Below are 14,362 nucleotides of genomic sequence, written 5' to 3'. Positions count from 1 at the left end.
TCGCGATCGCGGTATGACATTCAACACATGAGTTGATTGAAAGAACGCTATCGCGAGCAGGCTCACTCCTACAAGGGTCAACAGCTCTGCGCCTCAAACAATAAAAACAAGAGGGAGCAACAGATGATTCGCACGCAAACCAACGTTCTGTTGAGTGGCGGCCTGCTGGCCGCGAGTCAGGCCATGGCCGGCGATTTATTGCTATGGCAAACCAACAGCCTCAGCTACCTGTACGGCAAGAATTTCGCGATCAATCCGTCGATCCAGCAGACGCTGACCTTCGAGCACGCCGACAAGTGGAAGTACGGCGACAACTTCCTGTTCGTCGACAAGATTTTCTACAACGGCAAGGAAGACGCGAACAAAGGCCCCCACGCCTTCTACGGTGAGTTCACCCCGCGCTTCTCGTTCGGCAAGATCTTCGACCAGAAACTCGAGTTCGGCCCGATCAAAGACGTCCTGCTCGCCATGACTTACGAGTACGGCGAAGGCGACAGCGAGGCCTATCTGATCGGCCCCGGTTTCGACCTCAAGGTGCCCGGTTTCAACTACGTCACCCTGAACATTTTCCGCCGCCAGACCGAAGGCCCGCGCCCCGGCGATGGCGTCTGGCAGATAACCCCCGGCTGGTCCTACAGCTTTCCCCTCGGTAATTCCGATGTGCTGATCGACGGCTACCTCGACTGGGTGGTCGACAACGATGAGAACTCGCGCGGCACCTATCACGCCAACCTGCACATCAATCCGCAGATCAAATATGACCTGGGAAAAGCCTTGGGCTGGAGCCACAAGCAACTGTATGTCGGCACCGAATACAGTTATTGGAAAAATAAATACGGCGTCGAAAACACCCACAACTTCGACACCAATCAGAACACCGCCAGCCTGCTGGTCAAGGTGCACTTCTAAGATGGCCCGCAACCGTGCCCCATGCCTGTCGTCGGTGCTCTGTTGCGGGGCACTTGAGGCCTGGCCGTTGAGTCAGTATTCTCCGCGGCCTCTTGAATTCGGTCTAAAAAAAAGCCCGGATTTAATTCCTGACCGAAAAGCCAACTTATCCCGGCCCCGGTCAGTACCGAGGCATCCCGAAAACACACTCAATCGACTGTTTTTCAGCAGCCGAGCGGGTGTTTTTTTGCTTTTCGAAAGCCTTGGCTCGGCTCTTGCTAACAGCAACGAAGCTGACCGATCGGATGACTTTTGCAGCAACGAAAAAAGGCGCCACACCAGAGCGCCGATCTTAAAAAAAATAAACGTGGAACACCTACTTTGGGAGCAACCGAATGAAACGTATGTGCACCAGCCTGATGCTCGCGGGATCGATGTTGGCCGGCGGCCAGGCCATGGCCGAGGGCCTGCTGCAGTGGCAGAACAACAGCCTGACCTACCTCTATGGCAAGGACTTCCAGGTCAACCCGCGCATCCAGCAGACCGTCACCTTCGAGCACGCCGATGCGTGGAAGTACGGGGACAACTTCTTCTTCCTCGACAAGATCTTCTACAACGGTGGCAAGGACTTCAGCAACGGTCCGAACACCTACTACGGTGAGTTCAGCCCGCGCATCTCGCTGGGCAAAGTGCTTGACCAGAAGATCGAGTTCGGCCCGATCAAAGACGTCCTGGTGGCGATGACTTACGAGTTCGGCGAAGGCGATACCGAGTCGTACCTGATCGGTCCAGGCTTCGACCTGGCCATCCCGGGCTTCGACTACTTCCAGTTGAACTTCTACCAGCGCCACACCCAGGGTGCTCGCGCCGGTGACAACGTCTGGCAGATCACCCCGGTCTGGTCCTACACCATCCCGGTCGGCAAGTCGGACATCCTGATCGACGGCTTCATGGACTGGGTCACCGACAACGATTCCAACTCCAAAGGCGATTACCACGCCAACCTGCACTTCAACCCACAGGTCAAATACGACTTGGGCAAGGCGCTGAGTTTCGGCGAGAAGCAGTTGTATGTCGGTGTGGAATACGACTACTGGAAAGACAAGTACGGCATCGACGACACCGGTGCGTTCAAGACCAATCAGAGCACCACGAGCTTCCTGGTGAAGTTCCACTTCTGATCTTAAAAGCTTCGCGAGCAGGCTCGCTCCCACATTCGACCGAGTTCCAATGTGGGAGCGAGCCTGCTCGCGAAGACCTCACCGCAAATCTCAGACTGGAACCACCGACTCGGATAGTCCGAGAAACCGGCACAACTCCTCACGTTTGGCCAGCGCATCACGCCGCCCCAGATCAATCAACTCGCTGCAATACCCCGCCTCGAACAGCAGATAACTCAACACCCCTGCCCCACTGGTCTTGGTCGCCCCCGGCCCACGCAAAAAAAGACGTAACGCCGCCGGCAATTCCTGGCGATGCCGCGCCGCGATCTCATCGATCGGCTGACTCGGCGAAATCACCAACACCTCCACCGGTGCCACACCTAACTCGCGCGTCGGTGTGCCGGCGGGCATCAAGTGGCTGAACTGGTTGAGACGCTGCAGCAACTCGATGTCGCTCTCGAGGCTGTCAATGAACGTGCTGTTGAGCATGTGCCCGCCAATCTGCGCCAGCGTCGGCTGTTGCCCCGTATAAGCGCGCTCCAGCGGCTGCTGCGGATCATATCCGCGCGGATTGCCGCTGACACCGACCACCAGCACCCGGCTCGCCCCTAAGTGCAGCGCCGGGCTGATCGGCGCCGATTGCCGCACCGCGCCATCGCCAAAGTATTCATCGCCAATTTTCACCGGCGCGAACAGCAACGGAATCGCCGAACTGGCGAGCAAGTGATCCACCGACAATTGCGTCGGTACGCCGATGCGCCGATGCCGCAACCACGAATCGATCTTGCCGCCACCCTGATAGAACGTCACCGCTTGTCCGGATTCATAGCCGAACGCGGTCACCGCCACCGCATGCAATTGCTTGCGCGCGATCGATTCGGCGATGCCGGGCATGTGCAGTTTTTCATTGAGCAGTTCGCGCAGCGGCGAACTGTTGAGCAGCGCCACCGGCAGTTGCCGACCGAGGCCGAGCAGGCTGTGGCTGACAAAGCGGCTGGCCTGACGGATAACCCCGGGCCAGTCACTGCGCAACACGCGATGGCTGCGAAAGCCCTGCCAGAACAAGGTGAGACGTTCGATGGCAGCGCGAAAATCCGTGGCGCCACTGGCCAGGCTGACCGCATTGATCGCGCCGGCCGAGGTACCGACGATCACCGGAAACGGATTGTCCGCGCCCAACGGCAGCAACTCGGCAATCGCCGCCAATACCCCCACCTGATACGCCGCCCGAGCCCCGCCGCCGGAAAGAATCAAACCTGTGACCGGTTCAGCTGGGCTCATCGCAACACTCCATGGTGCTTGTCAGTGATTGGTTCAGCGGCGCTTGGCGTACAACTTCGGCTCGCCCGGTGGGCGGCTCTTGAAGCGACGGTGCGCCCACAGATATTGCTCGGGGCAGGCACGCAAGGCACTCTCGACCCACTGATTGATGCGGATGCAGTCGGCTTCTTCGGTTTCGCCGGGGAAGTCTTCAAGTGGCGGATGAATGACCAAGCGATAACCGCTTCCGTCGGCCAGACGTTCCTGAGTGAACGGCACCACCAGCGCCTTGCCCAGACGGGCAAATTTCGTCGTCGCTGTCACGGTCGCCGCCTGAATGCCGAACAGCGGCACGAAGATGCTCTGCTTGGCGCCGTAATCCTGGTCCGGTGCGTACCAGATCGCGCGACCGGAACGCAGCAACTTGAGCATGCCGCGCACGTCGTCACGCTCCACCGCCAGCGAATCGAGGTTGTGCCGCTCACGGCCCTGACGCTGAACATAGTCAAACAACGGATTCTTGTGTTCGCGGTACATGCCGTCGATGGTGTGCTGCTGGCCGAGCAACGCCGCGCCGATCTCCAGCGTGGTGAAATGCGCCGCCATCAGGATCACGCCTTTGCCTTCGCGCTGGGCCTTTTGCAAATGCTCCAGGCCTTCAACGTGGGCCAGCTTCGCCAGACGTTCACGCGACCACCACCAGCTCATGGCCATTTCAAAAAAGGCGATGCCGGTGGAGGCGAAATTCTCCTTGAGCAGACGTTTGCGCTCGGCGGCGGATTTTTCCGGGAAGCACAGTTCGAGATTGCGCTTGGCGATGCGCCGCCGGTCGCCGGCCACGCGATACATCAAGGCGCCCAAAACTCGACCGATGGTCAGCAAGGCCGGATACGGCAGCTGCACGATCAGCCATAAAAGCCCCAGACCGCACCAGAGCGGCCAGAAGCGTGGCGATAAAAATGCTTTTCGAAAACGCGGGCGATCCATTAAAGCTTCCGTAAATACAGTGGCCGCGCATTCTACATCGTTCGACCCGGCTTGCGGCCTGCGGGCGTTCTCGTTATAAGTCTCGGCACTTTTAGTGACAAGCCGTTGTATGCCGACATGAGCCAAACCGAACCGTTAGACCAAGATCCCGTATTCCAGCTCAAGGGCAGCATGCTGGCCATTACTGTGCTGGAACTGGCCCGTAACGACCTCGAAAGCCTCGATCGGCAATTGGCCGCCAAAGTCGCCCAGGCGCCGAACTTCTTCAGCAATGCGCCGCTGGTTCTGGCGCTGGACAAACTGCCGCCGAGCGAAGGCGCCGTCGATCTGCCGGGCCTGATGCGCGTCTGCCGCCAACATGGCCTGCGCACTCTGGCGATTCGCGCCAGCCGCATCGAAGACATCGCCGCCGCCATCGCCATCGACATTCCGGTATTACCGCCATCGGGCGCCCGTGAGCGGCCGCTGGAAACCCCGGAAGCCGAAGTCAAAAAGAAACCGGAAAAACCGCCGGAGCCAACGGTCAAACCGACCCGCGTCATCACCACGCCAGTACGTGGTGGCCAACAGATATATGCCCAGGGTGGCGATTTGGTCGTGGTGTCTTCGGTCAGTCCGGGGGCGGAACTTCTCGCCGATGGCAACATCCATGTATACGGCCCGATGCGCGGTCGGGCGCTGGCCGGCGTGAAGGGTGACACCAAGGCACGGATTTTCTGTCAGCAATTGAGCGCTGAACTGATCTCCATCGCCGGTCATTACAAGGTTTCCGAAGATTTGCGCCGCGACCCTATGTGGGGCTCGGGCGTACAGGTCAGCCTGTCGGGCGACGTGTTGAACATCATTCGGCTTTAACGGATACTGCCGCATTTTCCAAGCATCTCTAAAACGTAGCGAAAACGGCTCAAACGAAGTAGGAAAAAGGCTCAACGCCGAATTCCAGCCAAGGCTGTCCGACTGCAGTAGTTTTCAAGAGATGTTTTTCAGGGGCTAAAAAGTCCTTCTTCCTTAGGGGTGAAACACCTTGGCCAAGATTCTCGTGGTTACATCCGGCAAGGGTGGTGTGGGTAAGACCACCACCAGCGCCGCTATCGGTACCGGCCTCGCTCTGCGCGGCCACAAAACAGTGATCGTCGACTTCGACGTGGGCTTGCGTAACCTTGACCTGATCATGGGTTGCGAGCGCCGCGTGGTGTATGACTTCGTCAACGTGGTCAATGGCGAAGCCAACCTGCAACAGGCCCTGATCAAAGACAAGCGTCTGGAAAACCTCTACGTACTGGCCGCCAGTCAGACCCGCGACAAAGACGCGCTGACTGTCGAAGGCGTGGAAAAAGTCCTGATGGAGCTCAAGGAACAATTCGAGTTCGTCGTCTGCGACTCCCCGGCCGGCATCGAAAAAGGTGCACACCTGGCCATGTACTTCGCTGACGAAGCGATCGTCGTGACCAACCCGGAAGTGTCGTCGGTACGAGATTCGGACCGCATGCTCGGCCTGCTGGCGAGCAAATCGCGTCGTGCCGAACGTGGCGAAGACCCGATCAAGGAACACCTGCTGATCACCCGCTACCACCCGGAGCGTGTTGAAAAGGGCGAAATGCTCGGCGTTGAAGACGTCAAGGAAATCCTCTCGGTAACGCTGCTCGGCGTGATCCCGGAATCCCAGGCGGTGCTCAAGGCATCCAACCAGGGCGTCCCGGTGATTCTCGACGACCAGAGCGATGCCGGTCAGGCGTACAGCGATACCGTCGACCGTTTGCTGGGCAAAGAAAAAGCCCACCGTTTCCTCGATGTCGAGAAGAAGGGATTCTTCGAGCGCCTGTTTGGAGGTAGGTAATGAACCTTTTTGACTTCTTTCGTGCCAACAAAAAGCCAAGTACCGCCTCGGTAGCGAAAGAGCGTCTACAGATCATCGTGGCGCATGAGCGCGGCCAGCGCAGCACGCCGGATTACCTGCCAGCCTTGCAGAAGGAACTGGTCGACGTGATCCGCAAGTACGTCAACATCGGCAACGACGACGTACATGTTGCACTGGAAAGCCAGGGCAGTTGCTCGATTCTGGAACTCAACATCACCCTGCCTGATCGCTGAGTCGATCCGGCAGTCGCTACGGCGGCTCGGACTATTGATGCTTGTGTAGGAGCTGCCGAAGGCTGCGATCTTTTGATCTTCAAAGTCAAAAGATCGCAGCCTTCGGCAGCTCTTACAGGGTTATCAGCAGTTCCGAGCCGCCGTTGGCATTTGTTACGAGGCTGTTTTAATGCCGCTGTCCAACATCCACATCCTCCATCAGGACGCCGCCGTACTGGTGGTGAACAAACCGACGTTGCTGCTCTCGGTGCCCGGTCGCGCCGACGACAACAAGGATTGCCTGATTACCCGTTTGCAGGAAAACGGCTACCCGGAAGCGCGCATCGTCCATCGTCTGGACTGGGAAACCTCCGGCATCATTTTGCTCGCGCGTGACGCCGACACTCACCGCGAACTGTCGCGGCAGTTTCACGACCGCGAAACCGAAAAGGCCTACACCGCGTTGGCCTGGGGTCAGCCGGAACTCGACAGTGGCAGCATCGACTTGCCATTGCGTTATGACCCGCCAACCAAACCGCGCCACGTGGTTGACCACGAATTCGGCAAGCATGCACTGACCTTCTGGCGTGTGCTGGAGCGTTGCGGTGACTGGTGTCGCGTTGAGTTGACGCCGATCACCGGCCGTTCGCACCAATTGCGCGTGCACATGCTGTCGATCGGGCATCCGCTGCTCGGCGACGGGCTCTACGCCCATGAGCAGGCGCTGGCGGCATGGCCACGCCTGTGTCTGCACGCGAGCATGCTCAGCTTCACCCATCCACAAACCGGCGAACGCCTGCGCTTCGAGTGTCCCGCGCCGTTCTGACAGACCACACTGCCCCCCTGTGGGAGCGAGCCTGCTCGCGAAAGCGGTTTCACATTCAGCATTGATGTTGACTGATCAATCGCTTTCGCGAGCAGGCTCGCTCCCACAAGGGTTCGGGTGCAGATTCAATTCCCCGGCCGATGCGTTAAACTCCCGCCCATTGCTGTCTGGAGTTTCTTATGCGCGAAGAGTTGAACCAAGGCCTGATCGACTTTCTCAAGGCCTCCCCTACCCCATTCCACGCCACCGCCAGTCTGGTGCAGCGTCTGGAGGCTGCCGGTTACGTGCGCCTCGACGAGCGCGAGCCATGGACCACCGAGCCAAACGGCCGCTATTACGTCACCCGCAACGACTCCTCGATCGTCGCGATCAAAATGGGCCGCACTTCGCCACTGCACGGCGGCATCCGCCTGGTCGGCGCGCACACCGACAGCCCGTGCCTGCGGGTCAAGCCGCAACCGGAACTGCAGCGTCAGGGCTTCTGGCAACTCGGCGTTGAAGTCTACGGCGGCGCGCTGCTGGCACCGTGGTTCGACCGCGATCTGTCGCTGGCCGGCCGCGTAACCTTCCGCCGCGACGGCAAAGTCGAAAGCCAATTGATCGACTTCAAGGCACCGATCGCCATCATTCCGAACCTGGCCATTCACCTCAACCGTGAAGCCAATCAAGGCTGGGCGATCAACGCGCAGACCGAACTGCCGCCGATCCTCGCGCAATTTGCCGGTGACGAGCGCGTCGATTTCCGCGCCGTGCTCACCGATCAACTGGCCCGCGAACATGGCTTGAACGCCGACGTCGTACTCGATTACGAGCTGAGCTTCTACGACACGCAAAGCGCTGCAGTCATCGGCCTGAATGGCGACTTCATCGCCGGCGCGCGCCTCGACAACCTGTTGTCGTGCTACGCCGGTCTGCAAGCGTTGCTCACCGCCGAAACCGACGAAACCTGCGTGCTGGTGTGCAACGACCACGAAGAAGTCGGTTCCTGCTCGGCCTGCGGTGCCGACGGCCCGATGCTCGAACAGACCCTGCGTCGTCTGCTGCCGGAAGGTGACGAGTTCGTCCGCACCATCCAGAAATCCCTGCTGGTCTCGGCCGACAACGCCCACGGCGTGCACCCCAACTACGCAGAAAAGCACGACGCCAACCACGGCCCGAAACTCAACGCCGGCCCGGTGATCAAGGTCAACAGCAACCAGCGCTACGCCACCAACAGCGAAACCGCCGGGTTCTTCCGCCATCTGTGCATGGCCGAAGAAGTGCCGGTGCAAAGCTTTGTTGTGCGCAGCGACATGGGCTGCGGCTCGACCATTGGCCCGATCACCGCCAGCCACCTCGGTGTGCGTACTGTCGATATCGGCCTGCCGACCTTCGCCATGCACTCGATCCGCGAACTGTGCGGCAGCCACGACCTGGCGCATCTGGTCAAAGTGCTGAGCGCGTTCTACGCCTGCCGCGAGTTGCCTTAAAAGCTTCGCGAGCAGGTCGAATCGTCGCACCGTCGCTCCCACCCTGGAATGCATTCCAAACTGTGGGAGCGAGCCTGCTCGCGAAAGCGGCAGTCCAGACAACACATATTTCATCTTTGGAATGACTCAACTCTGATACACATCAGAACTGCTCCGCCAAAACCGACCTAGACTTACATCATTCATTTCGACAAGGCAGTCTCCATGATCTCGATGTCTTCGTTCCACGCCATGCTCATTCCCATCCTGTGCGGAATGATCCTGCTGGCGATCGGTTTCAACTTCCGTGACAAGAACGCCGGGGTGTTTGCCATGTGGGTCGGCATGCTGACAATCCTCGCCACGGTGGTGTACAAGATCCTCGCCAAACTCAACGAATAAATCCGCGCCCGGCTCGCATTGCTTTAGTGGGCCTCGTACACTCCAGCGAATCCGCCCCTTGCGAGGTTGACCGCCTAGTGTTCGCTCGTCTTTTTGCTTTGCCCAGCCTGTTCCTCGTCTGCCTGATGACGCTGTTGCCGCTGGCCCCCGCCCACGCGGTCGGTTTGCCCGGTCTGCTCAACACCAACAAAGCCCAGCCCGAAGCCCAGGAACCGCTCGGCCAGTCCCTCGACGAAGTCATCAAGTCGCTGGAAAACGACAAGCAACGCGCACAGTTGCTGACCGATCTGAAGAAGCTGCGCGACGCCACCAAAAAGGCCCAGGCCAGCCCCGAAGAAGGCGTGCTCGGCCTGATCGGCGGCACTCTGTCCAACTTCGAAAAACAATTCACCGGCGCCGACAGCCCGCTCAACCGCTGGGGCAACGAGTTCGACCTGGCCAAGGACGAACTGAGCGCGATGATGCTGCCGGCCAACGAATGGCTGCCGATCATCTTCGGCTTCGCCATGATCCTCGCGGTGTGGAGTCTGCTTGCCGCCGCGCTGATCTGGCTCGGCCATCGCGTGCGCATGCGCTTCGGCCTTACCGAAGAATTGCCGCAACACCCCAAGGCCCTCGACATGCTGCGCTTCGCTTTGCGCAAACTCGGGCCGTGGCTGATCGCTTTGGTGATGACCGTTTACATGAGCTATGCGCTGCCGTCGTCGCTGGGTAAAAGCCTGGCGATGGTGCTGGCCTATGCGCTGGTGGTCGGCACCTGTTTCTCGGCGATCTGCGTGATCGCGTTTTCCCTGCTCGATGGCCCGCACCGCCACCGTGCGCTGTACATCCTGCGTCATCAGGCATTTCGGCCGCTGTGGCTGATCGGCAGCTTCGCCGCGTTCGGTGAGGCGTTGAACGATCCACGCCTGATCGAAAGCCTCGGCGTGCATCTGGCCCACACCGCTGCAACCATCGCCAATGTCCTCGCCGCATTGTCGACCGGTCTGTTTATCCTGCGCTTCCGCCGACCGATTGCGCATCTGATTCGCAACCAGCCGCTGTCACGGCGCCTGACCCGCCGCGCCCTCAGCGACACCATCGAAATCCTCGGCACCTTCTGGTACGTGCCGGCGCTGGTGCTGGTCGGCATCTCGCTGTTCGCCACGTTCGTTTCCGCCGGCGACACCAGCACGGCATTGCGCCAATCGCTGATCTGCACCGTGCTGCTGGTGATGTGCATGGTGATCAACGGCCTCGTGCGCCGCCACTCACTGAAACCGCAACGCGGGCCAAAACGTCATGCGCTGTACTCCGAACGCCTGAAAAACTTCTTCTACACCCTCGCGCACCTGGTGGTCTGGCTGGTCTTCATCGAACTCGGCCTGCGCGTCTGGGGACAGTCGCTGATCGGTTTCGCCGAGGGCGAAGGACATGACGTCAGCGTCAAACTGTTCAGCCTGATCGGCACACTGATTTTCTCCTGGCTGATCTGGATCCTCGCCGACACCGCCGTGCATCACGCCCTCACCCGCTCGCGCAAAGGTCTGGCAAATGCTCGTGCGCAAACGATGATGCCGCTGATTCGCAACGTACTGTTTGTAGCGATCTTCATCATTGCGCTGATCGTCGCGCTGGCGAACATGGGCATGAACGTCACGCCATTGCTGGCCGGTGCCGGCGTGATCGGTCTGGCCATCGGTTTCGGTGCGCAATCGCTGGTTGCGGATTTGATTACTGGCCTGTTCATCATCATCGAAGACTCACTCGCCATCGATGACTACGTCGACGTCGGCGGCCACCTCGGCACCGTCGAAGGCCTGACCATCCGCACCGTGCGCCTGCGCGACATCGACGGCATCGTCCACACCATCCCGTTCAGCGAAATCAAAAGCATCAAGAACTACTCACGGGAGTTCGGCTACGCGATCTTCCGCGTCGCGGTGCCGTACAACATGGAAATCGACGACGCGATCAAACTGATGCGTGACGTCGGCCAGAAGATGCGCACCGATCCATTGCAGCGACGCAACATCTGGTCGCCGCTGGAGATTCAGGGGGTCGAGAGTTTCGAATCCGGCAGCGCGATCCTGCGCGCACGGTTCAAGACCGCGCCGATCAAACAATGGGAAGTGTCCCGAGCCTTCAACCTGTCGCTCAAACGCCATCTCGACGAAGCCGGGCTCGATCTGGCAACGCCGCGCATGAGCGTGCAAGTGATCACTGCCGGCGGTGGCGAACCGAAGGAATAGCACTCAGGCGTGCGGTTGCAGTCACAGGCAGGGAAGCCCGACAACAATAATCAAGGAGAAACCGATGCAACTGACGCGCATTGCCCAGGCCGTTCTACTCACCCTGTTCGCCAGCCACGCCGGCGCCGCGACGCTGGAAAGTACCCGCACGCAAATCGCCGAACAAGCGCAAAAGCTCGAGCCCGAGCTGCTGGAAACCCGCCGCGACATCCACGCTCATCCAGAGCTCGGCAACACTGAAAAACGCACCGCTGAGTTGGTCGCCAAACAACTCAAAGCCATGGGTCTGGACGTCAAAACCGGCGTCGCCCGCACCGGCGTGGTCGCCGTCCTCAAAGGCGCCCTGCCCGGCCCGACTGTGGCTTTGCGCGCCGACATGGACGCACTGCCGGTCAAGGAAGTCTCCGACCTGCCCTTCGCCTCGAAAGCCAAAGGCACCTACCTCGACAAAGAAGTCGACGTCATGCACGCCTGCGGCCACGATGCGCACACCGCGATCCTGCTGAGCACGGCGAAAATTCTCACGGGCATGCGCGACACCCTGCCCGGCACCGTGGTGTTCTACTTCCAGCCCGCCGAAGAAGGCCCAAGCGACTTCATCCCCGACGGCAAAAACACCTGGGGCGCGAAAATGATGGTCGAGGAAGGCGTGATGAAATCGCCAAAACCCGACGCGGTTTTCGGCCTGCACGTCTGGGCCGGCATCCCCGCCGGCCAGATCGCCTACCGCCCCGGCGCCACCCTCGCCAGCTCCGACGACCTGCGCATCAAAATCCTCGGCAAACAAACCCACGCCGGCCGCCCATGGGACGGCATCGACCCGATCACCGTCAGCGCGCAAACCATCGTCGGCCTGCAAACCGTGGTCAGCCGCCGCACCGATATCTCGTCTTATCCCTCTGTGGTCAGCATCGGCACCATCAACGGCGGAACGCGCTACAACATCATTCCCGAATCCGTCGACATGACCGGCACGATCCGCTCCTACGACTACGGCATCCGCCAGAAGCTGCATGCCGACGTACGCCAGACCGTGGAAAAAATCGCCGAAAGCGGTGGCGCGAAAGCCGACGTCACCATCATCGAAAAATACGACCCGACCATTAACAACCCGGCACTGACGGAAAAAATGCTGCCGACGTTGAAGTGGGCGGCCAAGGATGATGTGGTGAATGCGCCGCTGGTGGGGGGCGCGGAAGACTTTTCTTTCTATGCCAAGGAAGTGCCGGGACTGTTTGTGTTTCTCGGCGTGACACCAAGAGACAAGGACATGAGCAAGGCAGCGCCGAATCACAATCCGGGGTTCTTTGTTGATGAGTCGGCGCTGGTGGTGGGCGTGAGGACATTGGCGTCGTTGGCGACGGATTATTTGTATGCCAATGCGGGGGCTGGCAAGTAGAGATGAGGTGACTGTGGGGGCGCTTTCGCGAGCAGGCTCGCTCCCACATTTGGACCGTGTGCAGCCTGTCAGGAACAGTTCGGCTGTCAGGCCGCCATCGCGAGCAGGCTCACTCCTACATTTGGACCGTGTGCAACCTGTCAGGAACAGTTCGGCTGTCAGGCCGCCATCGCGAGCAGGCTCACTCCTACATTTGGACCGTGTGCAACCTGTCAGGAACAGTTCGGCTGTCAGGCCGCCATCGCGAGCAGGCTCACTCCTACATTTGGAACGTGTGCAGCCGGTCAGAAACAGGTCGGCTGTCAGGCCGCCATCGCGAGCAAGCTCGCTCCCACATTTGGAACGTGTGCAGCCTGTCAGAAACAGGTCGGCTGTCAGGCCGCCATCGCGAGCAAGCTCGCTCCCACATTTGGAACGTGTGCAGCCTGTCAGAAACAGGTCGGCTGTCAGGCCGCCATCGCTGGCAAGCCAGCTTCCACAAGGATTGAGTCCAACCGCTTCTGCTTCTCACCACTCAACACAATGAGCGTTAGCTCGAGTACCGCTTTTGATCTTGATCCACGGGCGACGTCGGAAGGCTGAGTGGAGGGATTGATCCGGGGGTGGGAGCGTAGCGACCGTTTGGCGCAGCCAAACACAGCGAGAGGAGGTGCAGCGAAGCAAACCGTAGGCGCTGCCCCCGGATCGATTCCGGAGCGAAGGAACCCCGAGCCCCAGCGAGCGGGCCGCACGCAGGAGCAAGCCTTTTTGGTTACTTTTTCGGCGTCTGGAAAAAGTGACCCGCCGTAAGGGCGGAACCCTAATCAGCAACACCCGAAGCAACGGATATGCCCCCCCCAAAAAAACGATCAAACCACATCAACCCCAACGTGAATCGCATCATGCCGCCAAAACTCCAGATCACAATCAATCAACCGCTCATGCTGATCATAATTAACCCGAGCAATCCGCAACCCCGGACTCCCCACCGACACCCGTAAAGCCGCCGCAGCATCCACAGACAGTGACGTAGGCACAATCTCAAAACGCACCCGCCCATAGTGCAAATCGTAATGCCGCGCATACAACTCGGTCATCGACTGATTCAAATCAAACTCAAGAATCCCCGGAAAAAACTGCGGATTCAAATAATGCTCAACATAAAGCACCAGCCGCCCATCAATGCGCCGCGACCGACAAATCTGAATCACGCTCGACAACGCCGGCAACTGCAACCAGGCACACACCGCCGCAGACGCCGGCTGCAACCGCGCCGAAATCACCTCGGTCGACGGCACCCGCCCCTGCGCACTGACCATCGCGTGAAAGTGACTGCGCTGCATCAGGTTATAGGCCAGACGCGGCGGCGAGACGAACCAGCCACGGCGCTCCTCACGATAAATCTGCCCCTGCGCCTCCAACTGCAACAACGCCTCACGCACGGTAATCCGCGTCGTGCCGAACAACTCACTGAGCTTGCGCTCGGCCGGCAACTTGCTGCCCGCCGCCAGCAAGCCGTGATCGAGCTGCTCCTGCAACACCTGGCCAATCGCTGTCACCGCTTTTGTTGCCTCATCGCGCATCAACGTTACCTATCTGGACTAGACCAGCACTGTTTCGGGGCAAAACCGCACGGCAATCGAGCCGTTTCCTGATGATGCAAGCCTAGGCAGTGCAGATGACCGAGAGATGACAAAACTACCGAACGG

13 protein-coding genes are annotated in these 14,362 nt (G+C 59.7%); 10 read left to right on the top strand and 3 right to left on the bottom strand.

Annotated features, from left to right (window positions below):
• The first annotated feature begins 123 nt into the window (after positions 1-123).
• Both AC5SEM_RS05355 and AC5SEM_RS05350 read left to right on the top strand, forming a co-directional pair.
• On the top strand, positions 124-909 hold the full coding sequence (locus tag AC5SEM_RS05355; protein WP_016982869.1) for an outer membrane protein OmpK: 786 nt from the start codon (positions 124-126) through the stop codon (positions 907-909).
• Between the two features lie 374 nt (positions 910-1,283).
• Positions 1,284-2,069, top strand: a complete 786-nt coding sequence (locus tag AC5SEM_RS05350) for an outer membrane protein OmpK (RefSeq protein ID WP_007913962.1) — start codon at positions 1,284-1,286, stop codon at positions 2,067-2,069.
• A 90-nt stretch (positions 2,070-2,159) separates the two neighbouring features.
• On the opposite strand, the gene AC5SEM_RS05345 is transcribed toward AC5SEM_RS05350, so the two are convergent.
• Both AC5SEM_RS05345 and AC5SEM_RS05340 read right to left on the bottom strand, forming a co-directional pair.
• Complete coding sequence (locus tag AC5SEM_RS05345) at positions 2,160-3,332, bottom strand: patatin-like phospholipase family protein (RefSeq protein ID WP_137219052.1); 1,173 nt, start codon at positions 3,330-3,332, stop codon at positions 2,160-2,162.
• Between the two features lie 33 nt (positions 3,333-3,365).
• Positions 3,366-4,298, bottom strand: coding sequence for a lipid A biosynthesis lauroyl acyltransferase (locus tag AC5SEM_RS05340; RefSeq protein WP_007913957.1), 933 nt, complete (start codon positions 4,296-4,298; stop codon positions 3,366-3,368).
• A gap of 117 nt (positions 4,299-4,415) precedes the next feature.
• On the opposite strand from AC5SEM_RS05340, the gene minC reads away from it, so the two are divergent.
• The 8 genes from minC to AC5SEM_RS05300 all read left to right on the top strand — a co-directional run bounded on the left by minC (position 4,416) and on the right by AC5SEM_RS05300 (position 12,674).
• On the top strand, positions 4,416-5,153 hold the full coding sequence (gene minC, locus AC5SEM_RS05335; RefSeq protein ID WP_026000431.1) for a septum site-determining protein MinC: 738 nt from the start codon (positions 4,416-4,418) through the stop codon (positions 5,151-5,153).
• A gap of 169 nt (positions 5,154-5,322) precedes the next feature.
• Positions 5,323-6,135: a septum site-determining protein MinD gene (minD, locus tag AC5SEM_RS05330; protein WP_007913953.1), complete on the top strand. Its 813-nt coding sequence runs from the start codon at positions 5,323-5,325 to the stop codon at positions 6,133-6,135.
• The gene (gene minE, locus AC5SEM_RS05325) at positions 6,135-6,389 is read left to right on the top strand and encodes a cell division topological specificity factor MinE (RefSeq protein WP_003223146.1); all 255 of its coding nucleotides are present in this window, start codon (positions 6,135-6,137) and stop codon (positions 6,387-6,389) included. Before minD ends, minE begins: the two co-directional genes overlap by 1 nt.
• A gap of 169 nt (positions 6,390-6,558) precedes the next feature.
• On the top strand, positions 6,559-7,194 hold the full coding sequence (locus AC5SEM_RS05320) for an RluA family pseudouridine synthase (RefSeq protein ID WP_016982865.1): 636 nt from the start codon (positions 6,559-6,561) through the stop codon (positions 7,192-7,194).
• A gap of 179 nt (positions 7,195-7,373) precedes the next feature.
• Positions 7,374-8,663 (top strand): M18 family aminopeptidase, encoded by a 1,290-nt coding sequence (locus AC5SEM_RS05315; RefSeq protein WP_034151767.1) that lies wholly within the window; start codon positions 7,374-7,376, stop codon positions 8,661-8,663.
• Positions 8,664-8,867: 204 nt separating this feature from the next.
• Entirely contained in the window at positions 8,868-9,044 is a 177-nt protein-coding gene (locus AC5SEM_RS05310; protein WP_016982863.1) for a hypothetical protein, read from the top strand.
• Between the two features lie 77 nt (positions 9,045-9,121).
• Positions 9,122-11,275 carry a mechanosensitive ion channel domain-containing protein gene (locus AC5SEM_RS05305; RefSeq protein ID WP_495472323.1) on the top strand — a complete coding sequence of 718 codons (2,154 nt, stop codon included), beginning with the start codon at positions 9,122-9,124 and terminating at the stop codon, positions 11,273-11,275.
• A gap of 64 nt (positions 11,276-11,339) precedes the next feature.
• On the top strand, positions 11,340-12,674 hold the full coding sequence (locus AC5SEM_RS05300) for an amidohydrolase (protein ID WP_495472322.1): 1,335 nt from the start codon (positions 11,340-11,342) through the stop codon (positions 12,672-12,674).
• 848 nt (positions 12,675-13,522) lie between these two features.
• Here the strand turns inward: AC5SEM_RS05300 and AC5SEM_RS05295 are convergent.
• Positions 13,523-14,236, bottom strand: a complete 714-nt coding sequence (locus tag AC5SEM_RS05295; protein ID WP_007916338.1) for a UTRA domain-containing protein — start codon at positions 14,234-14,236, stop codon at positions 13,523-13,525.
• Between the last annotated feature and the right edge of the window lie 126 nt (positions 14,237-14,362).

The organism is Pseudomonas sp. CH61 (assembly GCF_059429415.1).
Note: the sequence above shows the minus strand (reverse complement) of the source record. Positions and strands in the feature narration are given on the sequence as shown.